The organism is Bradyrhizobium sp. 6(2017), from assembly GCF_011058295.2.
Taxonomy (GTDB): Bacteria; Pseudomonadota; Alphaproteobacteria; order Rhizobiales; family Xanthobacteraceae; genus Bradyrhizobium; species Bradyrhizobium septentrionale.
In genome coordinates, this window is the sequence record NZ_CP049289.2 from 1,196,907 (window position 1) to 1,218,075 (window position 21,169).

22 protein-coding genes and 1 tRNA gene are annotated in these 21,169 nt (G+C 65.1%); 14 read left to right on the forward strand and 9 right to left on the reverse strand.

Translation table 11 applies throughout. From position 1 onward, the window contains the following. Position 1 precedes the first annotated feature (1 nt). From G6P99_RS05625 to G6P99_RS05660, 8 genes are all read left to right on the forward strand, one after another. Positions 2-661, forward strand: a complete 660-nt coding sequence (locus tag G6P99_RS05625; protein WP_029079845.1) for an epimerase — start codon at positions 2-4, stop codon at positions 659-661. 86 nt (positions 662-747) lie between these two features. Beyond that, entirely contained in the window at positions 748-1,176 is a 429-nt protein-coding gene (locus G6P99_RS05630; RefSeq protein WP_029079844.1) for a DUF2948 family protein, read from the forward strand. Between the two features lie 224 nt (positions 1,177-1,400). Then, on the forward strand, positions 1,401-2,696 hold the full coding sequence (gene hisD / locus G6P99_RS05635) for a histidinol dehydrogenase (RefSeq protein WP_029079843.1): 1,296 nt from the start codon (positions 1,401-1,403) through the stop codon (positions 2,694-2,696). After that, positions 2,693-3,199, forward strand: a complete 507-nt coding sequence (locus G6P99_RS05640) for a UPF0262 family protein (protein WP_029079842.1) — start codon at positions 2,693-2,695, stop codon at positions 3,197-3,199. Before hisD ends, G6P99_RS05640 begins: the two co-directional genes overlap by 4 nt. A 96-nt stretch (positions 3,200-3,295) precedes the next feature. After that, positions 3,296-3,760, forward strand: a complete 465-nt coding sequence (locus G6P99_RS05645) for a low molecular weight phosphatase family protein (RefSeq protein WP_029079841.1) — start codon at positions 3,296-3,298, stop codon at positions 3,758-3,760. A gap of 385 nt (positions 3,761-4,145) precedes the next feature. After that, the gene (locus G6P99_RS05650) at positions 4,146-4,775 is read left to right on the forward strand and encodes a Maf-like protein (RefSeq protein ID WP_029079820.1); all 630 of its coding nucleotides are present in this window, start codon (positions 4,146-4,148) and stop codon (positions 4,773-4,775) included. 224 nt (positions 4,776-4,999) lie between these two features. Continuing rightward, positions 5,000-5,182: a DNA gyrase inhibitor YacG gene (yacG, locus tag G6P99_RS05655; RefSeq protein WP_029079819.1), complete on the forward strand. Its 183-nt coding sequence runs from the start codon at positions 5,000-5,002 to the stop codon at positions 5,180-5,182. A gap of 139 nt (positions 5,183-5,321) precedes the next feature. Further along, positions 5,322-5,397, forward strand: a tRNA-Phe gene (locus G6P99_RS05660). Positions 5,398-5,419: 22 nt separating this feature from the next. Here G6P99_RS05660 and G6P99_RS05665 read toward each other — a convergent pair. The 3 genes from G6P99_RS05665 to G6P99_RS05675 form a co-directional block, all read right to left on the reverse strand. Beyond that, positions 5,420-5,830 carry a hypothetical protein gene (locus tag G6P99_RS05665; protein WP_029079818.1) on the reverse strand — a complete coding sequence of 137 codons (411 nt, stop codon included), beginning with the start codon at positions 5,828-5,830 and terminating at the stop codon, positions 5,420-5,422. Between the two features lie 129 nt (positions 5,831-5,959). Next, positions 5,960-7,117 (reverse strand): caspase family protein, encoded by a 1,158-nt coding sequence (locus G6P99_RS05670; RefSeq protein WP_165127514.1) that lies wholly within the window; start codon positions 7,115-7,117, stop codon positions 5,960-5,962. 74 nt (positions 7,118-7,191) lie between these two features. Further along, positions 7,192-8,424, reverse strand: coding sequence for a hypothetical protein (locus tag G6P99_RS05675; RefSeq protein WP_029079817.1), 1,233 nt, complete (start codon positions 8,422-8,424; stop codon positions 7,192-7,194). Positions 8,425-8,622: 198 nt separating this feature from the next. On the opposite strand from G6P99_RS05675, the gene glf reads away from it, so the two are divergent. The 4 genes from glf (at position 8,623) to G6P99_RS05695 (ending at position 12,997) form a co-directional block, all read left to right on the forward strand. Continuing rightward, the gene (gene glf, locus G6P99_RS05680; RefSeq protein ID WP_029079816.1) at positions 8,623-9,831 is read left to right on the forward strand and encodes a UDP-galactopyranose mutase; all 1,209 of its coding nucleotides are present in this window, start codon (positions 8,623-8,625) and stop codon (positions 9,829-9,831) included. A 66-nt stretch (positions 9,832-9,897) separates the two neighbouring features. After that, positions 9,898-11,166, forward strand: a complete 1,269-nt coding sequence (locus G6P99_RS05685) for a serine hydrolase domain-containing protein (protein WP_165127516.1) — start codon at positions 9,898-9,900, stop codon at positions 11,164-11,166. 562 nt (positions 11,167-11,728) lie between these two features. After that, entirely contained in the window at positions 11,729-12,112 is a 384-nt protein-coding gene (locus G6P99_RS05690; RefSeq protein ID WP_029079814.1) for a hypothetical protein, read from the forward strand. Between the two features lie 207 nt (positions 12,113-12,319). Beyond that, positions 12,320-12,997 carry a Crp/Fnr family transcriptional regulator gene (locus G6P99_RS05695; RefSeq protein WP_165127518.1) on the forward strand — a complete coding sequence of 226 codons (678 nt, stop codon included), beginning with the start codon at positions 12,320-12,322 and terminating at the stop codon, positions 12,995-12,997. Positions 12,998-13,144: 147 nt separating this feature from the next. On the opposite strand, the gene G6P99_RS05700 is transcribed toward G6P99_RS05695, so the two are convergent. After that, a complete protein-coding gene (locus G6P99_RS05700; protein WP_029079812.1) occupies positions 13,145-13,432 on the reverse strand; it encodes a hypothetical protein in 288 nt (95 codons plus the stop codon). A gap of 459 nt (positions 13,433-13,891) precedes the next feature. On the opposite strand from G6P99_RS05700, the gene G6P99_RS05705 reads away from it, so the two are divergent. Beyond that, entirely contained in the window at positions 13,892-15,193 is a 1,302-nt protein-coding gene (locus G6P99_RS05705) for a PQQ-dependent sugar dehydrogenase (protein WP_029079811.1), read from the forward strand. An 11-nt stretch (positions 15,194-15,204) separates the two neighbouring features. Here the strand turns inward: G6P99_RS05705 and G6P99_RS05710 are convergent, their stop codons facing one another. Together G6P99_RS05710 and G6P99_RS05715 are read right to left on the reverse strand one after the other, a co-directional pair. Further along, positions 15,205-16,614, reverse strand: coding sequence for a cytochrome-c peroxidase (locus tag G6P99_RS05710; RefSeq protein ID WP_205751476.1), 1,410 nt, complete (start codon positions 16,612-16,614; stop codon positions 15,205-15,207). Between the two features lie 255 nt (positions 16,615-16,869). Beyond that, positions 16,870-17,319 (reverse strand): tautomerase family protein, encoded by a 450-nt coding sequence (locus tag G6P99_RS05715; protein ID WP_029079810.1) that lies wholly within the window; start codon positions 17,317-17,319, stop codon positions 16,870-16,872. Positions 17,320-17,631: 312 nt separating this feature from the next. On the opposite strand from G6P99_RS05715, the gene G6P99_RS05720 reads away from it, so the two are divergent. After that, positions 17,632-18,795 carry an IS4 family transposase gene (locus G6P99_RS05720; RefSeq protein ID WP_165125720.1) on the forward strand — a complete coding sequence of 388 codons (1,164 nt, stop codon included), beginning with the start codon at positions 17,632-17,634 and terminating at the stop codon, positions 18,793-18,795. 66 nt (positions 18,796-18,861) lie between these two features. Here the strand turns inward: G6P99_RS05720 and G6P99_RS05725 are convergent, their stop codons facing one another. The 3 genes from G6P99_RS05725 to G6P99_RS05735 are packed head-to-tail and all read right to left on the reverse strand — an operon-like array spanning position 18,862 to position 21,154. Next, positions 18,862-19,632: an SDR family oxidoreductase gene (locus tag G6P99_RS05725; RefSeq protein ID WP_029079809.1), complete on the reverse strand. Its 771-nt coding sequence runs from the start codon at positions 19,630-19,632 to the stop codon at positions 18,862-18,864. A 31-nt stretch (positions 19,633-19,663) separates the two neighbouring features. Continuing rightward, on the reverse strand, positions 19,664-20,518 hold the full coding sequence (locus G6P99_RS05730; RefSeq protein WP_029079808.1) for an alpha/beta fold hydrolase: 855 nt from the start codon (positions 20,516-20,518) through the stop codon (positions 19,664-19,666). Between the two features lie 36 nt (positions 20,519-20,554). Then, positions 20,555-21,154, reverse strand: a complete 600-nt coding sequence (locus tag G6P99_RS05735; protein WP_029079807.1) for a TMEM175 family protein — start codon at positions 21,152-21,154, stop codon at positions 20,555-20,557. Positions 21,155-21,169 lie beyond the last annotated feature (15 nt).

Consider the following 21,169-nt stretch of genomic DNA (forward strand, 5'->3'; position numbering starts at 1 on the left):
GATGAAAATCATCCTGTTCGGCGCGACCGGCATGGTCGGGCAGGGCGTGCTGCGCGAGTGCCTGCTTGATGGCGGCGTCGAGCGGGTGCTCGCGGTCGGGCGCAGCCCGACCGGGCAGCGCGATGCCAAGCTCGTCGAGTTGACCTGCGACAATTTCACCGATTACAGCGCGATCGAGCCGCAGCTTGCGGGCTATGACGCCTGCTTCTTCTGCCTCGGCGTCTCCTCGATCGGCATGGACGAGGCGCGCTACCGCCACCTCACCTACGACATCACGCTGGCTGCGGCGACGACGCTGGCGCGGCTCAATTCCGGCATGGTGTTCACCTATGTCACCGGACGCGGCACCGATTCCACCGAGCAGGGCTCGCTGATGTGGGCGCGGGTCAAAGGCAAGACCGAGAACGACCTGCTGAAACTACCGTTCAAGGCCGCCTACATGTTCCGCCCCGCCGGCATCCAGCCGCTGCACGGCGTGCGCTCCAAGACGCCCTGGGTGCAGGCGATCTATCTCGCGACCTCGCCGCTGCTGTCGGCTCTGGTCCGGCTCGCCCCCGCCTACATGACGACGTCGGAACAGCTCGGCCGCGCCATGCTCAAGGTCGCCCGCGACGGCTACCCCTGGCCGGTGCTTGAGAGTGAGGACATCAACAGCCTCTGAGGCGTGCCGAAGGCCCGGGTTCCCTTGAGCGGGATTCCTTGGGCCACGTGGGTACCCTCGGGGTCTCAAGGCGTTATAACTACCGCATGTCCCCACCTGCTCCCCTGAAACTGATCGCCCTCGATGCCGATGACCTCGCGGTGATCTCCGCCCATGTGCAGGACGCCCGCGTCCTGCCCGCCGACATCGTCTGGCGCCAGGACGAGAAACGCCTGGTGGTCGGCCTGAACCGGCTCGACTGGGAGCAGACCCTGTCCGGCGGCGCCTGCTCGCGCCGGCTGATCGCCGCGCTCAGGTTCGACCGGGTGCTGGCATGCAAGTCGCGCAATATCGACCTGGAGGCCCCGGAGGCTAGCCTGGAACTGCTCGGGATCGAATTCCATGCCTCCGACCCGCCGGGCGGCAGCGCGCTCCTGATGTTCGGGCAAGGCGCGGCGCTGCGGCTCGATGTCGAGTGCCTGGAGTGCGAATTGACCGATCTCGGCACGGATGATCTCGGGGTGGCGGCGGGGTAAATATGCCGTCGTCCCGGCGAAGGCCGGGACCCATAACCACAAATGCCATTTGTTATGGGACGCTGGGGGTCCCACCCTGCTCCAGCAGCAGGCTTCTGGGGTAATGGGTCCCGGCCTTCGCCGGGACGACGGACGACGGTGGGATTGCGTGTCTGCCAAGGGTTGACGGCCATTATCCGCCGCGCCATTGAGCAGGGACCCAGAGTCCTCTTCAGAAAGCCGCCATGCCCGTTCGCCTGGACCGACAGAGCGCCGATTTCGACCAGCGTTTCCGCGACTTCCTGGCGGCGAAGCGCGAGGTGTCGGCTGACGTCGAGCGCGCCACCCGCGCCATCGTCGACGACGTGGCGGCCCGCGGCGATACGGCGCTGCTCGAGGCGACCAAAAAATTCGACCGGCTCGACATCGACGCTGCCGGCCTGCGCATCACCGCCGCTGAAATCGACGCCGCGGTCGCCGCGTGCGACCCCACGACGGTCGAGGCGCTGAAATTCGCGCGCGACCGGATCGAGACCTTCCATCGCCGTCAGCTGCCGAAGGACGAGCGCTTTACCGATGCCGCGGGCGTCGAGCTCGGCTGGCGCTGGAGCGCGGTTGATGCGGTCGGGCTCTACGTGCCTGGCGGCACCGCCGCCTATCCGTCCTCGGTGCTGATGAACGCGGTGCCGGCCAAGGTCGCCGGCGTGCCGCGGGTGGTGATGGTGGTGCCGGCGCCGGACGGCAAGCTCAACCCGCTGGTGCTGGCGGCAGCAGGTCTCGGCGGCGTCTCGGAGATCTACCGCGTCGGCGGCGCCCAGGCGGTGGCCGCGCTCGCCTATGGCACCGCGACGATCGCGCCGGTCGCCAAGATCGTCGGCCCCGGCAACGCCTATGTCGCCGCCGCCAAGCGGCTGGTGTTCGGCAAGGTCGGCATCGACATGATCGCCGGGCCCTCCGAGGTGCTTGTGATCGCCGACGCGACCTCCAACGCCGACTGGATCGCGGCCGATCTGCTGGCGCAGGCCGAGCATGATGTCAGCGCGCAGTCGATCCTGATCACCGACAGTGCCCGGCTCGCCGCCGATGTCGAGCGCGCGGTCGAGGCACAGTTGGCGACGCTGCCGCGTGCGGCGATCGCGCGCGCCTCGTGGGACGATTTCGGTGCGATCATCATGGTCGCAGAGCTCGACGACGCGGTGGAACTCGCCAACGCGATCGCGGCCGAGCATCTGGAGATCATGACCGCGGATGCCGAGGGCCTGTCGAAGCAGGTTCGCAACGCCGGGGCGATCTTCCTCGGGGCCCATACGCCGGAGGCGATCGGCGATTATGTCGGCGGCTCCAACCACGTGCTGCCGACCGCGCGCTCGGCGCGGTTCTCCTCCGGCCTCGGGGTGCTTGACTTCATGAAGCGAACCTCGATCCTGCGGTGCGGGCCGGATCAGCTTCGTGCGCTCGGGCCCGCCGCGATGACGCTCGGCCAGGCCGAGGGTCTTGATGCCCATTCACGTTCCGTCGGATTGCGCCTCAACCTCTCATGAACAAGCCACCAGACGACGAGGATTCCAACAATCGCATCGTCGCGGTGACGCTCGACGAGGAATCGATCGGCCGTTCCGGGCCCGACATCGAGCATGAGCGCGCGATCGCGATCTACGACCTGGTCGAGCAGAATCTGTTTGCACCGGAAGGCGGCGCCGGGCCGGGGCCCTACACCCTGCACATCGCGATCACCGGCAACCGGCTGATGTTCGACATCCGCAAGGAGGACGGCGCGCCGGTGGTCGCGCATCTCTTGTCGCTGACGCCGTTCCGCCGCGTCGTGAAGGACTACTTCATGATCTGCGACAGCTATTATCAGGCAATCCGGACCGCTACGCCGGACAAGATCGAGGCGATCGACATGGGCCGCCGCGGCATCCATGACGAAGGCTCGCGCACGCTGCAGGAGCGGCTCAAGGGCAAGGTGCGCGTCGATTTCGAGACCGCGCGGCGGCTGTTCACACTGATCACTGTGCTGCACTGGAAGGGTGAAGGCGCATGATCCCGAAAAGTGGGTACCGGTTTTCGGATCAGATCATGCGCAAAAACATGAGGCGCATGATGTCGGTGTCGGCCCCTCGACCGAAAGCCTGATCGCATGGCAGCGCCGCGCGCGCGCAACCCGCAGGCCGTGCTGTTCGCATGCGGCCTCAACAGCGTGCGCTCGCCGATGGCCGAAAGCCTGCTGCAGCAGATGTTTCCGCAAGGCCTCTATGTCCGCTCGGCCGGCGTGCGCAAGGGCGAGCTCGATCCGTTCGCGATCGCCGTGATGGCGGAGCTCGGCCAGGACATCTCCACCCACAAGCCGCAAACCTTCGAGGAGCTCGAGGACTGGGAAGGCCTGAACTTCGACCTGATCATCACGCTGGCGCCGGAGGCCCACCACAGGGCGCTCGACCTCACCCGCACGCTCGCCGCCGATGTCGAGTACTGGCCGACGGTGGACCCGACCGGCACCGAGGGGACGCGCGAGCAGAAGCTCGCCGCCTATCGCGAGGTCTGCGATGGCCTGTTGCTGCGCATCCGCCGCCGTTTTGCCAAGGCCGGCGCCGCGAACGAATGATTGCCCGATAGTCGCGAGCCGCCCCGCACACCCGGTTCGCCTCTCCCCTTGTGGGAGAGGCCGGATTGCATCGACAGATGCAATCCGGGTGAGGGGTTTCGGTCTCTCGTGGGACTTCCGCTCGCCGACAGACCTGAACCCCTCACCCGGAATTCAAGCTGTCGCTTGAATTCCGACCTCTCCCACAAGGGGAGAGGTGAAGAGTCCTGCGTGGTTCCGATTCGCAGAATGCCCCTTGTCGCCAGACTGACAAACAGCTGTGCTTATGGGGCCTTGTCGCCCACGGGGAAGCGCGATTCGCAGGCCGGTTCCAAGGTTGTGCATCCATGCCCCATCCGATAGGTTCCGCCCGCGTCCGTCCCCCCGATTCAGCCCCAAAACCCGCATGCTAGGCCGTCCCAAATTCGTTCTTGCTTCCGGTTCGCCGCGGCGGCTGGCCCTGCTCAACCAGGCCGGTATCGAGCCCGATGCGTTGCGTCCGGCCGATGTCGACGAGACCCCGCGGCGGGGCGAGCTGCCGCGCGCCTGCGCCAATCGGCTGGCGCGTGCGAAAGCGGACGCGGCGCTGAAATCGGTGCAGCTCGACGACGATCTGCGCGGCTCCTTCATCATTGCCGCCGATACCGTGGTCGCGGTTGGCCGCCGCATCTTGCCGAAGGCCAATCTGGTCGACGAGGCCGCGCAGTGCCTGCGGCTGTTGTCGGGCCGCAACCACCGCGTCTACACCGCGATCTGCGTGGTGACGCCGCGCGAGGCGTTCCGCCAGCGCCTGGTCGAGACGCGCGTGCGCTTCAAGCGGCTCAGCGACGACGATATCCAGGCCTATATCGGCTCCGGCGAATGGCGCGGCAAGGCCGGCGGCTATGCCGTGCAGGGCATCGCCGGCTCCTTCGTGGTCAAGCTGGTCGGCTCCTACAGCAATGTGGTCGGCCTGCCGCTCTACGAGACCGTGACCCTGCTCGGCGGCGAGGGCTTTCCGATCCGCCACGGCTGGCTCAACGCCGTCGCGGTGTGAGATCTGACGAGTCTCTCTTCCGGCGCCGCATTAGCACTGCACCTCTCCCCCTGTGGGAGAGGTCAAATCGCATCGCGAGATGCGATTTGGGTGAGGGGTCTGTCTCCGCGGATCGAAACCCCTCATCCGGCGCTGCGCGCCACCTTCTCCCACAAGGGGAAAGGAAGAGGAACCCGGCGCTCGCGGCGGCTTTGCAACTCCAGTTGATGTAGTCTGTCCCAGCCATGACCGATCAAGCCCGAACACCCCCGGCCACCGCGCGCGCCTGCCCGATCTGCAGCAAGCCCGCCCAGCAGGCTTTTCTCCCGTTCTGTTCCCCGCGCTGCCGCGACGTCGACCTCAACCGCTGGCTGACCGGCCGCTATGTCGTCCCCGGCCGCGAGGACGACGTAGAGGACCCGGAATAGCCAAGATTTCCCAACAAGTTGGGGAAACAACGCCGGGCGGGCCTGCCACGCCGAAGCCTTTGGCAAAGGCGGGTGGACACGGCGCCCCGACCTCTCTATAAACCGCCCGCTCGCTGCGGCCTTTCGGCCCCGCGAGTATGCCCAGGTAGCTCAGTTGGTAGAGCATGCGACTGAAAATCGCAGTGTCGGTGGTTCGATCCCGCCCCTGGGCACCATTCCCTTCAGCGCCACATTTGATCAGCTGATGCGCGCGGTTTGCCGCGACCGCAGGTAACCGCCGAGGGCGCCGAGTGCGGGGCTTAGAGGCAGGTAGAGCAAATGCAGCCAAAGGTGGCCGGTGCCGTTGACCAGCGCATAGATGCCGAAGCCGACGCAGAGGATCGACGAGAGCGCTTCATCGTGCTTTGCAATACGCGCGGAAACGTAGCCGCCAAGGATCGAACAAAGTCCACCAAGTATGCTCGACGCTGCAAGAAAGCCATTGCTTGTCTTGAGGGCCTCTACGGCAGACGCGGCGCCTTGATCGGTCGGTGACCCCGTCTTTGCAGAGGCCAGTAGGTAGATCACGACAGGTAGCATCACAACATTCGAGGCGACGATGTCGACGACGTTGCCGATTGCAACGCCCTTGAAAGATATCCGCGTCATGTATGTTCTTCGAACAACCTCTGCTTGGATGATCGGATGTTGTGTCTAAATCCGTGTGCGTTGCCATTCCCTTAATCTGTTGGTCGCCGGTGTGGGGTAGTCGCCCTACCCCCTCACAGTAGCGCCGCCTCACCCCCCACTCCGCTTCCAGTAGCCCGTGCCGAGCTTGCCGGTGATCACGGCGGTGGTGTCGTGGATCTCGTAGGAGCCGCCGTCGCTGTAATTCTTCAGCCCCCGCAGCGCGTGCAGCGTCCAGCGGCCGTTGGCGAAGCTGACGGTGCCTTCATGCGGGCGCGCGGAGCGGGCGGGCTCGGCGTGGAATTTGTAAGCACCGTCGGCCATGATCTGCCAGATCCAGCGCGACTGGCCGCGGCCGCTTGCCACCATGATCTCCCAGGTGCCGACCAGCGCCGGATCGATCGCGCCGGCTGCCGTCGCGGGCGCCGTTGATAATGCCGCGGCGGCCGGCGCCGCGTTCGCCTGTTTCGCTGCCGCGCTCTCGGCCGGTGGCGCGCCCGCCAGATAGATCGCCTTGCGCGACAGCGAGCCGTAGACGAAGGGCTGCTGCTCGTTGCGCGTCGCCTCCATCACGTCGTCGCGGACGTTGCGGAACATGAAGGTGACCTCGACGCCCGGCGCCTCGATGTTGCGCAGCAGCGCCGCAGCGAACGGGCTGTTGCGTCCGTCGCCGTCGAGCGCGGTGGTGCCGTCGCGCGCGGCATAGGCGACCAGCACGTTGCCGACCGGCTCGATGCGGCCGAGCCCGCTGCCCGCTGTGGCGCGCGTCGCGAGCGAGCGGCTCATCTTCGCCGCGAACGGATTGTTGCGGCAGGCGTCGAGGATGACGAGGCCGAGGCTTGTGGTGTTTGCGACCTGCAGCATCACGCTCTGCAGGCTGATCGCTTCATTGGCGGCGTCGGTATCGCGCTTCAGCTCGGCATCGACAGGGATCAGCCAGTTGTCGCCGTTGATCTCCATGCCGTGGCCGGCGAAGTACACCGCCGCCATGTCGGCGCCGGCAGCCGCGCGACCGAGCGCGATCAGGCCGCGCCGCATCTCGTCGAAGCGGCCATTGGTGATCAGGGTGACAGCGAAGCCGAGGCGCTTCAACGCCGCCGCGACATCGCCGGCGTCACTTGGCGGATTGGACAGCGCCGGCACGCTTGTATAGGCGCCGTTGCCGATCACCAGCGCCACCCGCTTGCCGTCGGCCCGAGCCGGCGCTGACGCGAGGCCCGCCAGCACGGCGGTGACGGCCAGTCCCGAAACAAACGCGCGGCGGTTCATGCTGGACCCGATCGGAGGTGACGGGTCCATGGTAACGCAGGGCGTGCGAGCCAGCCACGGAAATGGCTGTGCGATCAGGCCGCCTGCTTCGGCGTCCAGACGCCGGCCGGCACCGGCTCGGCGGGTAGCAGATTGGCGCCGGCGGCGCCCGCGATCGACCGCGTGATCTCGTGGATCTCCTGCACCGACCGCTGCATCGAGAAGCGCGGATAGAGCTCGCGCATGGTGGTGGCGGTCGCCGCCTGCGCCGCGGCAGGATCTGCCAGCACCGCCTCGACGGCGGCGGCGACGCTTGCCGTGTCCTGGCCGAAGGTGAAGCCGGCGAGATGCGGCATCTCCGCGGCCGAGAAGCGGTTGGCATCGAACACCGGGACGGTGCCGGCACCGAGCGCGAAGAACACCCGGTCATGCACCGACAGGTCGATATTGGGATTGAGCGAGACCGCGGCGAGATAGCTGCCGAGGCCTTCGCGCATCGCATCGAAGGTCATCGCGCCGAGCACGCGGGCCGGACGTCCGGCGACGTCGAGATCGCTCCAGCCGCCGCCGATGAAATCGACCGGATAGTCGGCAAGCACGGCGCCCACCTCGCGGGTGCGCACCCCTCTCGTGTAATTGTCGAGCCGGGTCAGGATCACGTTGAACAGGTCGCCGCCCGGCTTCAGATAGACGAGGTGCTGCTCGGCCACGTCGACGATGATTTTCGGAAACGCGCCGCAGGTCTTGCCGCGCGCCGCGGCGATCGCATCGAACAGCAGGCCGAACAGTTTTGGCGGCATCGTCTTGCGCCAGCCGCGTTCGAGCGCCAGCGGATTCCAGCCCGACTTGGCGAAGATCAGCCGGCCGTTGCGCTGCTCGGGCGGCAGGCCGCCGAAGAAGCCGGGATCGGGGATGCCCATATGGGTCGCGAACACAGCGCCATTGGCGCCCAGATGATCGCGGTTGAAGGCGGCGTGGTCCGGAAATACGTAGCCGTGCGCGGTATAACGGCTCTCGAGCCCGTGCCGCTTGGCAAAATAGCAGGGGTGGTCGCAGAACCAGGTGAAGACCGGGATCTGCGCGACGTCCCAGAACAGCTTGCCGTCCTTGGTGTGGATGTCGAGCCCGATGCCGGAGAAGCCGAGCGCCATCGTCTCCGTCCGCCGCGGCAGCAGGGCGTTGAGCCGGGCCGAGAAATCCGGCGCCAGCAGGTCGAGCATCATGACCTCGTGCCCGAGCCGGTCGAGCTCGGCCGCGGCCATCGCGAGGATGCCGCGCAGTGAATCATAGGTCGTGTTGCTGGAATAGAGAACGCAGATCACGGACATGAGGCCCCCGCGTATGATGTTGTTGCTGCGCCCGGACCTGTCGATCGCCTCGCCTGCTCCTCGTTGAACGGCCGAGCCGTCCGTTCCGGGCTCGGAATTATCCTGGCGCCGCGATTTATTTCGCCGGAATGGCCGTGCCGCAGCGTTGAAGCTCCGTCGGGGCGCCTTTGCGGTTCGACGGGCAGGGCCGGGGATCACATGCAGCTTGATGGCTTCGATGTCGTCGTGGTGGGCGCGGGCTTCTTCGGCGCCGTGATCGCCGAGCAGGTGGCGAACAGGCTCGGCCGCTCCGTCTGCGTGCTCGACCGCCGTCCGCATATCGGCGGCAATGCCTATTCGGAGCTCGATCCGGACAGCGGCATCGAGGTGCACCGCTACGGCACCCATATCTTCCACACCAATTCGGAGGCCGTTTGGCGCTATCTGCAGCGCTTCACCGAGTTCACCGACTATCGCCACCGCGTCTTCACGGTGGCGAACGGCCGCGTCTATTCGATGCCGATCAACCTTGCGACCGTTTGCGCCGCGTTCGGCCGGATCATGACGCCCGGCGAGGCGCGCGCCGCGATCACGGCGGAGGCTGCAGCGCACGGCGCCTCCGGGATCGGTAATCTCGAGGACAAGGCGATCGCCTCGGTCGGCCGCACGCTCTACGACCTCCTGATCCGCGGCTATACGCAGAAGCAGTGGCAGACCGATCCGCGCGAGCTCTCGGCCGACATCATCGGCCGGCTACCGGTCCGCTTCACCTTCGATGACCGCTACTTTGCCGACCGTTATGAGGGCATGCCGGTGGACGGCTACACCGCAATCTTCCGCAGGATGCTCGATCATCCCAAGGTCGCGGTCCGGCTCGGTGTCGACTATTTCGACGTCGCCGACCGCATCAACCCACGGCAGCTCGTGATCTATACCGGCCCGATCGACCGCTTCTTCGGCTATGCCTGCGGCCATCTCGGCTGGCGCACCGTCGACTTCGCGCACGAGGTCCACGACGTCGCCGATTTCCAGGGCGCTGCCGTCATCAACTATGCCGACGCCGAGGTGCCGTTCACCCGCATCCACGAGTTCAGGCATCTGCATCCGGAGCGCGCGCATGCGCAAGCCAGGACGACGATCTACCGCGAATATTCCCGCTTCGCCGGCCGCGACGACGAGCCTTATTACCCGATCAACACCGCGGCCGATCGAGCGATGCTCGCCTCCTACCACGCCATGACGGCGTCGCATCCGAATGTCATCTTCGGCGGCCGGCTCGGCTCCTACAAATATCTCGACATGCACCAGGCGATCGGCGCCGCGCTGAAGACGTTCGAGCACGAGGTCGAGCCGCGCCTCGGCAGCGAAGGCATGCAACTCGGCGACGCGGCCGCGCGTCGCCACGCCTTGTCGCCCTTGCCGGCGTAATCTAAGCCCTCTGGGTGCGGGCAGCGAACGTCATAACAATCGCCCGCAGTCCCCGGTGAGGAAACAATGAGAAAAACCGCTATCGCCGCGGCTGTCGCCGCCACTGGTCTTGCTTTCAACATCGCTCACGCCGCGCCGCTGCCCGAGATAAAGCCCGACCAGGCCGGGTTCTCGAAAGCGGGGCTGGCACGGCTCGACGATTTCTTCGCGCGCGAGATCGCGGCCAAGCGGGTGCCCGGCGCCGTGGTGGCGATCGCGCGCGACGGCAAGCTCGTGCACTACAAGGCCTATGGTCAGCTTGATCCGGTCAAGGGCACGCCGATGCCGATCGATGCGGTGTTCGCGCTGGCATCGATGACCAAGCCGATGGCGGCGGTCGCCGGCCTGACGCTGATGGAGCAGGGCCGGCTGCCGCTGCAGGCGAAGGTCGCCGAGTACTATCCGGCATTTGCCGACATGAAGGTCGGTGTGCCCCAGGAGGACGGCTCGCTGAAGATGGAGCCGCAGGCCCGGCCGATCCTCATCCATGATCTCTATCGCCATACCTCGGGCCTGATGTATGGCGGCCGCCCCGACAGTTCGAGCGCGCTGGCGCGGCTCTATCCCGAAGGTACGGCGCCGGCGGTCGAGGGCGGCACGGCGGCCTTTATCGATCGCATCACTAAGCTGCCTCTGGTGCATCAGCCCGGCACCGAGTTCGAATACGGCTTCTCGATCGACGTGCTCGGCGCCGTGGTCGAGAAGGTCTCGGGCGAGCGGCTCGGCGATTATCTCAAGGCCAATGTGTGGACACCGCTCGGCATGAAGGATGTGACGTTCCACCTGACCGACGCCCAGCGTGCGCGGCTGGCGCGGCCGTTTGCCAACGACCCGCTGACCGGCAAGCCGCAATCGATCAGGGTGCTCGACGCGCCGATCAAGTTCGACTGCGGCGGCGCCTGCTCGTTCGCCACCGTCGGCGACTATCTCCGCTTCGGACAGATGCTGCTCAACGGCGGCGAGCTCGACGGCCAGCGCATCCTCAGCCCCAGGACGGTGCATCACATGACGTCGAACCATCTCGGGCCCGAGATCAAGAACAACGTCGCCGCTGTGGAGCCGCATCGCGGCGGCTTCGGCTTCGGGCTGTCGGTCGCGGTGCGGACCAGCGAGGGCCTGTCGTCGGTGCCGGGCAATCCCGGCGAGTTTACCTGGAACGGCGCCAACGGCACGCAGTTCTTCTGCGATCCGAAGGAGCACCTCGTCGTGGTGGTGGGAACCGCAGCGCCCGGTGAGCTGCGCAAATATTATCGCGAGAACGTGCAGGACATCGTCTACGGCGCGATGGTGAAGTAAGAACCGTCACCGCAGTGTGAGATCTCTTTCAGCAGGCATCAAGGCCCATCGCTCTGACTGAGCGATGGGCCTTGATTGGCAGTTCTGATTGAATCCCAGGCGGTTTTTTGGTTTGACGTGTTTTCTTCACGCGAACCGCGCACCTCTGCGCTCGAAACCGCCGTAGGAAGGCTCTCTCGCTTTGCCGGGACGCCGGTGTCATTCCGTCGTTTGATCGGAACGGGCGACCTCAAGCGAAAAGCCCAGCCGCGAGGGCCGGGCTGATCGGTAACATATTTCAAGTCGTGCAATGTGTGGAATAGATCGGCGATGGCTCTCCCTGTCTGTCCAAAAAGGAACATGGAACCGACTATTTGGGTACACCGCTCGTACCCAACTGCGCGGGAGAGGAATCGCGACAGCGACCGCGCAGTTCAGGAGCATCGCGGCACAAACAACCGGTACACCAGGTCATCCCCGAAGGTCCGCCCGCGCCCGAATGAGCAATTTGGTACAGACACCGATCAATCGACGTGTCTTGGTCTCACGAACTGTCCCAAACCTCTAGGTCAGGATGAAGATCATGGAAATCTCCAAGGAAACAAAAGCTGCCATGCGGCCCGCGCTATGGGGCGCTGCAGGCGGAGCAATTGCTCTGGCGATCGTGGGGTTCAGCTGGGGTGGCTGGGTGACGGGCGGGTCGGCGGAGACCCTCGCGAGCAACCGTGCTGCGACGGCCGTGGTCGCAGCTCTCACACCCATCTGCGTTGACAGGTTCCGACAAGCTGCCGATGCCTCGGCGAACCTGGCCGAAATGAAGAAGGCGACTTATTCATTCGACCAGAGCAGGTTTGTCGAAAAAGGCGGTTGGGCCACGATGCCGGGAAGCACTGAGCCAAATTCGGCAGTCGCAAGGGCCTGTGCCGAATCGCTCGGCAGCGGCAAGGCCGCGGAGCGCCGCGGCTAATCAGGCAACCCGCGACAGGGTGAAATCCGCGCAAAGACGCGCAACTTCTCGACATGCCCGCATCTCGCGCAGTGGCTCTTGCAACGGTGGTCAAGCGCGTCGTTTTGACGCCAATTTCCCGCTGCGCGCGCCTTTCAACGGATGAACATCCCGCAGAATCTTGGTAGCATGACAGCATGCTAACGCCCGGCGAACGAGAGTGCCGTTTTGGTTAAGCCCGCGAAGGACTTGTTTGATCCCAAAACCTTCCTGGCCAAGGTTGGGGCCGGAAAATCGATTTCTAGCTTTGGCAAAGGCCAGAACGTGTTCGCGCAGGGAGATGTCGCGGATGCGGTATTCTACATTCAAGAAGGAAAGGTCAAACTCACAGTCGTTTCTGACCAAGGTAAGGAAGCCGTGGTCGGGATCCTGGAGCCGGGACAATTCTTTGGTGAGGGCTGCCTCAACGGTCATCCATTGCGGATTGCCACGACCACGGCAATGGAGGACTGCGTCATCACGCGAATATCGAAGACGGCGATGATTTCAACGCTCGAAGCCAAGCCGATGTTCTCTCAGTTGTTCATGACCTATCTGCTCGCGCGCAATAGCCGAATGGAAGAAGACCTGATCGACCAACTTTTCAATTCCAGCGAGAAGCGCTTGGCGCGCCTGCTGCTCCTGCTGGCAAATTTCGGCAAGGAAACCAGCGCGCAGCCCATTGACGTCGAAATCCGCCAGGAAACGCTGGCCGAAATGATCGGTGCGACCCGTTCAAGGGTTAGCTTCTTCATGAACAAGTTCCGCAAGCTCGGCTTCATCAGCTACAACGGAAAGATCGAAGTTCACAGCTCGCTTCTGAACGCTGTTCTGCGCGACAAGCCTGAGATAGACCGGAAAGACTGACCGCCGCGCGGCCTTGAGCCGCGCCTGCAGCACGCAGTTCTTCCGCGCTGGAGGCGGAGACGCCCGTGCATGTCCAGGCGGCCGAGTGAGGAACAGCAAAAAGGCCCATCGCTCAGGTCGAGCGATGGGCCTTCAATTTTGCGTGGACTACCACTGCCGGTAGACGCCGGTCAGCGTGCCGTTGTTGTTCCCTTCAGGACCAACGTCGCCCTGAGTCGAACTCGGCGCCGGATGGTTGCTGCCGTTCATCGCGCCGTACCGGCCCGGTTGCGCCGGTTGGTACATCACATGCGGTTGAACGGTCTCGTAGCGCGGACCGCCGTAGTATCTCGCATCGGGGTTCCCATACGGATAATGGCCCTGCGCGAACGCACCTGCTGTCGTTGCAATCAGGGACGCCACGGCCAGGGTCAGTATCTTGGTCTTCCGTTGCATTCATACACTCCATGCTGGTGTCCCGACCAACGACCGGCATGGAGCAGCGTTCCTGATCTGCCATGCACCCCATGAAGGTGAAGCTGCACGAGGGTGGGATCAGGTTTTGGTGAGGGGGCTTGGACCCTGAAGGACCGGTACGCACGTCTCTGCTTAGCAGTATGCATCCCGCGCTGGTCCGCTATGCCCTTCCGGCTATAACGGTCCGCAGACGAGCCGCGGACGCGCGGCTCCGAAAGAATCGGGCGTTTTCGTAAAAGGAAGCCCGCCGACCGGGCGGGCAAGGTCTCAGGGAGGAAAACGCTCTGACAAGGGAGCGTGCAGCGAGATTGCTCGATTCGAGGGCGGCTGCGAAGATCGTACAACTACTGTCATCAGGGCAGGCATTATGCCAATGCTCTTGCCGGTCGCGGCCGGCCGGTAGGGCACACTAACAAGGCGCAAGTACAGGGGAAGTTCATGAGCACGTCTGGAGTTTTTGCCCGCGTCGTCGCGGCGATCGGTGCGGGCGCCGTGGCGTGGCGGCGGATGCAGGGCGCCGAGCCCGCGCCCGCCTGGGGCAGCGCGCCGCAGATTCCGACGGCAAAGTCGCAGGGCGCGATCCCGACGCTGAAGATGCCGACGGCACGTGGCTGGGACAAGGGCCAGCTCCCGACCGCTGCGCCCGGGCTCAAGGTTAACGCCTTTGCAGCCGGGCTCGATCATCCGCGCTGGATCAACGTGCTGCCCAATGGCGATGTGCTGATCGCCGAGGCGACGCAGATCGCCGGCACGCCGCGCAGCGTGTTCCACTATGCGATGCAGGCGACGATGCGCCGCGCCGCCGCGCTCGGCGTCAGCGCCAACCGCATCACGGTGCTGCGCGACCGTGACGGCGATGGTGTCGCCGAAAGCAGCAGTGCCTTCATGGAGGGATTGCGCCAGCCGTTCGGCATGGCGCTGGTCGGCGACACCTTCTATGTCGGCAACACCGACGGCGTGGTTGCCTTTCCCTACACCGCGGGCGCGGACCGCATCACGGCAGAGGGACGCAAGCTCGTCACCTTCAAGCCCGACGGACACTGGACGCGCAGCCTGCTGCCGAGCGCCGACGGCAAGAGACTCTATGCCGGCGTCGGCTCGCTCAGCAACATCGCCGAGAACGGCATGGAGGTCGAGCAAGGCCGTGCCGCGATCTACGAGCTCGATCTCGTCGCCGGCACCAGCCGGATATTCGCCGGCGGCCTGCGCAATCCGGTCGGGATCGCGTGGGAGCCGACGACGAATGTGCTGTGGACCGTCGTCAACGAACGCGACGGCATCGGCGACGAGACGCCGCCGGACTATCTGACCTCGGTGCGCGACGGCGGCTTCTACGGCTGGCCCTATTGCTACTGGGGACAGACGGTGGACGATCGCGTGCCGCAGGATCCGGCGCTGGTCGCCAAGGCGATCCAGCCGGACTATGCGCTCGGCGGCCACACCGCCTCGCTCGGCCTGTGCTGGATGCCCGCGGGCACGCTGCCCGGCTTCCCCGACGGCATGGTGATCGGCCAGCACGGCTCGTGGAATCGCTCGACGCTGTCAGGCTACAAGGTGGTGTTCGTGCCGTTCACCAACGGCCGTCCCTCGGGGCCCGCGCGCGACATCCTGTCGGGTTTCCTCGCGCCCGACGAGAAGGTGTCGTACGGCCGCCCGGTCGGCGTCGCGCTCGGTCCCGACGGCTCGCTGCTGGTGGCCGACGATGTCGGCAACGTGATCTGGCGCGTCACCGGGGCGTAAGCGCGCGCGTGTTAGTGCTTCGGCGGTATGTATCCGTCCGTCAGCGTTTGCATGAACGCGACTAGGGCATCTTCCTCCTGGTCGGTCAGGCCGAGATTGCCGGTCTTGCTCGTGTTCATGTTCTCGGTGGTTTCCGGCGCGGGCCAGCAGCCGGTGCCTTCACGCGGGTCGTCCGCTGCGCAGCGCGGCAGCACGTCGCGCGTGTTGTAGAAGTGGACGATCTGTTTCAGGCTCTTGAAGTAGCCATTATGAGCGTACGCCTTGACGAAGTCCGGCGACGGCCGCTTGTCGACATTGCGCAGCGTGGGCACCCGAAACCGGCCGCGGGTCTGCGGCGCCAGCGGCTTCCAGCGCGCATCGACCGCCGAAGGCTGGCTCAGCGGATGGCCGCCGGCGAGGAAAGCGCCGACCCCGCCGTCGACGAAGGCGGAGCCGTTCTTGTTGGCGACATAGCCGCGATCATCGGGCGTGTTTTCCGCGTAATAGGGCAGCAGCGGGTTCGCCGGCGTCCCGATATTGCTTGCGGTGAAGTCCGTGAACAGCGGATCTTCTCCGGGGCCGCCGTCGCGATGGCATTCGTTGCAGCGTCCCTTGCCGCGGAAGACGTCGTATCCCTGCTGCTCCAGCGCCGTGAACGTGACCTTTCCAGCCTGCACGGCGTCATATTTCGAGGAGAACGCCGTGACCTCGTGCGAGGCTTCATAGCCCGCGATCGATTGCGCCATCTGGTCGAAGGTGGTGGCGGCGCGGCCGCGATCCACTTTGCTGAGATGCACGGGTAACGGATCGTTGGCGGGCGGCGGGCCCGGGGTATTGCAGACGCTTTCCACGTCGGCGGGCCAGCCGATTGCAAATGCCTGTGCGCCCCACACGGTTTCGAACAAGCCGCGATAGGGTCGTTGCGAGGCGCGATACACCACGCAGGCGATGTCGGGCAGGCCCATCTCGACCGGATTGGTCGGCGGGCCTTCGGCCTGCTCGGCGGCAGGATTGCCGAGGCGCCGTCCGGTTGCGCGCATGTCCCAGAAATTGCCGCCGACCAGGTCGCCCTGGCCTTCGTTGTAGTGCAGGACCGGCGCCAGCGGCGCGTAGGTGTGGGTCTGCGGCTTGCGTTCGCTGAAGCGGGTCCGCACCGAGCCGGGATAGGAGCCGGTGGTGCGGTTGATTTCCGAGATCGGTCCGGTGAACCCGGTGTCCGGCATGTGGCAGAAGGCGCAGGCTTCGTTGCGGTTCACCGACAGTTGCTTGTCGAACAGCATCAGCTTGCCGAGCAGTTCGATCTGCTGAACCTGATTGTCGGGAGCGGCCGCGAGGCGCGTCAACGTATCGCCTTCGATCCGGTCGATCTCGGCTTCCAGGCGCGCGATCTCGGCCAGCGTGGCCGGTGACATCGGGCCTGAGCCGTCTCGCGCAAGCAGCATCGGAATCGCCGTGCACGTCGCTGCGACTGCAACGGCGATCCCGGCCAGAATCCGACAGCTCATCTCGTACCCCCAGAAGTTCCCGATGCGGCCTTCGCGCGTTGTCGGAGCAGGGCCGGCAGCGTGCAAGTCACGTCTCCGGCACTCGATTGGCTATTCGTAGCGCGACCGGGTCAGGACGTATCTGCCGTGCACCTTCGCGAAGGTCTGCCGGAGTTGCCTGGCGGCCTTGGTGAAGCCGGTGCGAAGGTGCCCTCAGCGTCGCTTGGCGATCGACTGCATGAAATTGCGGTCGGCGTCCGGCAGCGCGTCGGTCCAGGCCGGCTCGTCGCCGGGTTCGGGCAGCACATGGCCGAACTCGATCATCTGCCGCGGCTGCAATTCGTTGAGATAGATCCAGACCGCGCGCTTGCTGTCGACATCGGCGGCCTGCGCGATGGCATCGGCCATCAGCCTGATCATCCGCGTCTTGTCGACCGCGGCGCGGCCGGAGCGGATGCGGCCGTAGACGAAGACGTGATCATGGGCGACCGGGACGCCGCCCATGAACCAGTTGCCCGCGGCGACCTCGCTGAAGATCACCTGCGCAAAATAGCTCGGCGCGCCCGTCACCTCGGCATGGATCCGGGTGATCTCGCCCGCGATCCTGCTCTTTTGCTCCGCGCTGAGGCGGCCCTGCGCGCTGGTGCAGTAATAGGTTGGCATCTGCGTGACCTCGCTGGGATGTCGATCTGTCCAGATTCCGCGCGGGCAGCCGCGCCGTCAAGCAGACCTTCATTCGGGCCATGCGTACTCCAAACCTCCCCTTGAAAAGGGGAGGTCGCTTTGCTCGCCAGAGCAAAGCGGGTGGGGATCTGCTCTCTCCGCATACAGCGGCGTCTGCGGCTGACCCCCATCCCGGCCTCCCCCCTTTCAGGGCAGGGCTGTCCGGGGAATGATTCACTATGTCGCGGTGCATGCTCGGCAAGACCGAGGCAAATCGGCCTTTTCTGGTTGTCGAGACACAGAAGGCCGAGCATGCGATTCCGCGATAGCATTTTTGGAAGGCTGCTTGAACCGATCAATCGACGGCAGTTTCAGACGGCTGTGGATCGTCTGGACGGGGATGCCTACGACAAATCGTTCAGGAGTTGGGATCACCTGGTGGCGCTGATCTATGCGCAGCTGAGCAGTCACGACAGCCTGCGCGCCGTGGTGGCCGGCTTCAACGCCAATCCTCAGCACCACTATCATCTGGGCACCGGCAGGTTGTCCCGCTCGACGCTATCGGATGCCAATGCCCGCCGCCCGTCCGGCGTTTTTGCGCAAACCTTTGCCAGACTATCAGCGATGGCAAGCCGGCAGTTGCGGAGCGAAGGCCAGGAGATGGTGCGCCTGATCGACGCCAGTCCGATCCCGCTGGGCAAGCTCTGCACCTGGGCGGCGTGGAACGGCCGCATCCGTGGCATGAAGCTGCATATGGTCTACGATCCCAAGGGCGATGTCCCGGACTGCGTCGAGGTGACGGATGCGAACGTCAATGACATCGAGATCGGTCGCCATGTCCCTATCCAGGTGGGCACAACCTACGTGTTCGATAAGGGATATTGCCGCTTCGACTGGTGGCAGAAGATCAATGACAGCAAGGCTTTTTTCGTCACCCGGGCGAAGACAAGCATGCGTCTCCGCAAGATCAAGCGACGCACTAATCGCAAGCGCAAGGGCGATGGCTTCAAGGTCATCGCCGATGACGAGGTGAAGCTCACCAGCAAAGGCGACTCGCGACTGCCGATACCACTGCGGCGCATCAAGGTCAGGCGGGAGAACGGCGGCGTGATCACGCTTCTCACCAACGATATGACGCGAACGGCCGTCGAGATCGCCGCCCTCTACAAGAGCCGGTGGCAGATCGAACTGCTATTCCGCTGGATCAAGCAGCATCTCGATATCCGCAAGTTTCTCGGCACCAACGACAATGCGATCCGCCTGCAAGTGCTTGCAGCGATGATTGCCTACCTGCTGCTACGCATCGCTGCGCGGGCCAACTGCATCAAAATGCTTCCCCTCAGGCTGGCCGAACTTGTCGGCCAGTTCCTGTTCACCCGCCGATCCCTTGCCACTATCGACAAGCCTCCGCCCAGCAACCCCAGCCCCAGCAAACCCACAGCCTCCGCCAACCAGATGGAGTTCTGCTATGGCTGAGCTTTCCCGGACAGCCCTGCTTTCAGGGGGAAGGGGAAGACAGTGGATCACGCAGATGGCGCGGCCTCACACGGTCCTGATCTCGCCGCCATCCATGCGCAGCACCGTGCCGGTCATCCAGCGCGCCGGCGGTGACACGGCGAACGCGATGAGGTCGGCGATCTCCTCTGCCGTGCCGAACCGCTTGATGCCGGCCTGCCTGAGGAAGCCTGCCTTCGCGGTCTCGACGTCGACCTGCCTGGCCGCCGCGGCGTTCTCCAGCATCGCAAGGCGGCGTCCGGTCATGATGGCGCCCGGCGATACGCAATTCACCTGCACGCCGTCATCGATGCCGCGTTCGGCGAACGCTTTTGCCAATGCCTCGATCGCCGCGTTGATCGTGCCCACTGCGGCCACACCGGCGCGCGGCAGCACGGCGGCGTTGCCTGACGTGAAGACCACGGCGCCTTGCGACGTTCTCAGTGCGTCCCAGGCGTGGATCGTCAGCCGCCTGGCGCCGTGGAATTTGAGCGCGAGGCCTGCGTCCCACTGTTGATCGTTCATTTCGAACAGATCGATCCCTGGCACCGCGCCCGCGACATTGACCAGCGCATCGATGCGGCCGAAGCGGTCCAGCGTGGCCTTCACGACGGCGTCGGCGGCATCAGGCGCGGCAAGATCGAGATCGAGCGCCAGCGGCGTAGCGCCGCCGGCTTCAATCTCGTGACCTACCTCGCGCAGCTTCTCGCCGCTGCGCGCGACGAGCACGATGGCGGAAAAATCCCGAGCGAGCCGCAGCGCGGTGGCGCGTCCGATGCCGGAGCTTGCGCCGGTCACGATGGCGACGGATTCGGTCATGTGCATATTCCCTGGTGCGGCGCCCGTGATGTCAGCGGCTCAGGAATTCGCGGATGGCTTGCGCGATTTCGGCGGCATGAGTCTCCAGCGCGAAATGGCCGGTGTCGAAGAAGCGCACCACCGCGCGCGGATTGTCGCGCTTGAAGGCTTCGGCGCCCGGCGGCAGGAAGAACGGATCGTTCTTGCCCCACACCGCGAGGAACGGCGGCTGATGGGTGCGGAAGTAATTCTGGAAGGCCGGGTAGAGCGCGACGTTGCTCTTGTAGTCGCCGAACAAATCGAGCTGCACGTCATGGGCGCCGGGCCGCGCCATGTAGTAATTGTCGAGGTTCTGTCCGTCAGGCGACACCGCCTCCGGGTCCGGTGTGCCGTGGGTGTACTGCCAGCGCGTGGTGTCCGGCGTCAGGAACGCGAGGAGCGCATCACGGTTCGCCGGCGAGGGATCCTGCCAATAGGCCTTGATCGGCGTCCAGCCGTCGCTCAGACCCTCCTCATAGGCATTGCCGTTCTGCGAGATGATCGCGGTGATCCGCTCGGGATGCTTGAGCGCGAGGCGGAAGCCGGTCGGCGCGCCATAGTCGAACACATAGACCGCGTAGCGGTCGAAGCCGATCACCTCGGTGAAGCGGTCGATCACGGCGGCGATGTTGTCGAAGGTGAAGGCGAACTTGTCGCGCGCCGGCATGTCCGACTGGCCGAAGCCGGGCAGATCAGGCGCCACGATGTGGAATTTGTCCGCGAGAAGCGGGATCAGATCGCGGAACATGTGGCCCGCGCTCGGGAAGCCGTGCAGCAGCAGCAGCTTTGGCGCGCCGGGCGACCCGGCCTCGCGATAGAACACCTTGAAGCCGTCGACATCGGCCGTGCGATATTTGATCTCGGACATATCTGTCACTCCTTGTGGTGGTGATGTGGGGTGGGGTCAGGATTTGATCTGCGTCACAAGCCCGCCGATCGCCTCGGGCCTGAGGTAAAGCAGCAGCGCGCAGCACACGGTGGCGAAGCCGAGCAGCGGCATGAAGGGCGCGATGGCGGCGCCGGCCGCGAACACCAGTAGCGCCAGCAGCGTGCGGCGCTGCGTCCATGCCCGCACCCGCTCGGAAATCATGGTCTGGTCCGCCTGCGTCAGCACCGCGCGCTCGAAGGCGAGATAGGCGAGGTCGATCACGAGGAAGATCATCGCATAGACCACCACTGGCGCCGCGGCCATTTTCGACTGCGCGACCCATGCGGTGGCGAAGGGCAGCAGCGAGACCGCGAACAGATGGACGAAATTCAGCCAGATCAGCCGCGGCGTCGGCTGCCGCACCAGATGCAGCAGATGGTGATGATTGACCCAGATCACGGCGATGAACAGGTAGCTCGCCGCGTAGCTGATTGCGGTCGGCCACAGCGGCAACAGGTCGGCGAACCGCGAGCCCTCCGGCGCCTTCAGTTCCAGCACCATCACCGTGATGATGACGGCGATCACCGCATCGGAAAACGCGCCGAGCCGATCGGCTGATAGAGGTTTGTCCTGCATGGCAGTGCTCCTGTC

Coding starts and splice junctions, on each gene's coding strand:
- glf (WP_029079816.1), top strand. CDS start 8,623: ATGCAGCTTGATGGCTTCGATGTCGTCGTGGTGGGCGCGGGCTTCTTC.
- G6P99_RS05665 (WP_029079818.1), bottom strand. CDS start 5,830: ATGACGCGGATATCTTTCAAGGGCGTTGCAATCGGCAACGTCGTCGAC.
- G6P99_RS05625 (WP_029079845.1), top strand. CDS start 2: ATGAAAATCATCCTGTTCGGCGCGACCGGCATGGTCGGGCAGGGCGTG.
- G6P99_RS05650 (WP_029079820.1), top strand. CDS start 4,146: ATGCTAGGCCGTCCCAAATTCGTTCTTGCTTCCGGTTCGCCGCGGCGG.
- G6P99_RS05735 (WP_029079807.1), bottom strand. CDS start 21,154: ATGCAGGACAAACCTCTATCAGCCGATCGGCTCGGCGCGTTTTCCGAT.
- hisD (WP_029079843.1), top strand. CDS start 1,401: ATGCCCGTTCGCCTGGACCGACAGAGCGCCGATTTCGACCAGCGTTTC.
- G6P99_RS05730 (WP_029079808.1), bottom strand. CDS start 20,518: ATGTCCGAGATCAAATATCGCACGGCCGATGTCGACGGCTTCAAGGTG.
- G6P99_RS05715 (WP_029079810.1), bottom strand. CDS start 17,319: ATGCCAACCTATTACTGCACCAGCGCGCAGGGCCGCCTCAGCGCGGAG.
- G6P99_RS05675 (WP_029079817.1), bottom strand. CDS start 8,424: ATGTCCGTGATCTGCGTTCTCTATTCCAGCAACACGACCTATGATTCA.
- G6P99_RS05645 (WP_029079841.1), top strand. CDS start 3,296: ATGGCAGCGCCGCGCGCGCGCAACCCGCAGGCCGTGCTGTTCGCATGC.
- G6P99_RS05710 (WP_205751476.1), bottom strand. CDS start 16,614: ATGCTGCTTGCGCGAGACGGCTCAGGCCCGATGTCACCGGCCACGCTG.
- G6P99_RS05640 (WP_029079842.1), top strand. CDS start 2,693: ATGAACAAGCCACCAGACGACGAGGATTCCAACAATCGCATCGTCGCG.
- G6P99_RS05720 (WP_165125720.1), top strand. CDS start 17,632: ATGCGATTCCGCGATAGCATTTTTGGAAGGCTGCTTGAACCGATCAAT.
- G6P99_RS05670 (WP_165127514.1), bottom strand. CDS start 7,117: ATGAACCGCCGCGCGTTTGTTTCGGGACTGGCCGTCACCGCCGTGCTG.
- G6P99_RS05690 (WP_029079814.1), top strand. CDS start 11,729: ATGGAAATCTCCAAGGAAACAAAAGCTGCCATGCGGCCCGCGCTATGG.
- G6P99_RS05725 (WP_029079809.1), bottom strand. CDS start 19,632: ATGACCGAATCCGTCGCCATCGTGACCGGCGCAAGCTCCGGCATCGGA.
- yacG (WP_029079819.1), top strand. CDS start 5,000: ATGACCGATCAAGCCCGAACACCCCCGGCCACCGCGCGCGCCTGCCCG.
- G6P99_RS05705 (WP_029079811.1), top strand. CDS start 13,892: ATGAGCACGTCTGGAGTTTTTGCCCGCGTCGTCGCGGCGATCGGTGCG.
- G6P99_RS05685 (WP_165127516.1), top strand. CDS start 9,898: ATGAGAAAAACCGCTATCGCCGCGGCTGTCGCCGCCACTGGTCTTGCT.
- G6P99_RS05700 (WP_029079812.1), bottom strand. CDS start 13,432: ATGCAACGGAAGACCAAGATACTGACCCTGGCCGTGGCGTCCCTGATT.
- G6P99_RS05630 (WP_029079844.1), top strand. CDS start 748: ATGTCCCCACCTGCTCCCCTGAAACTGATCGCCCTCGATGCCGATGAC.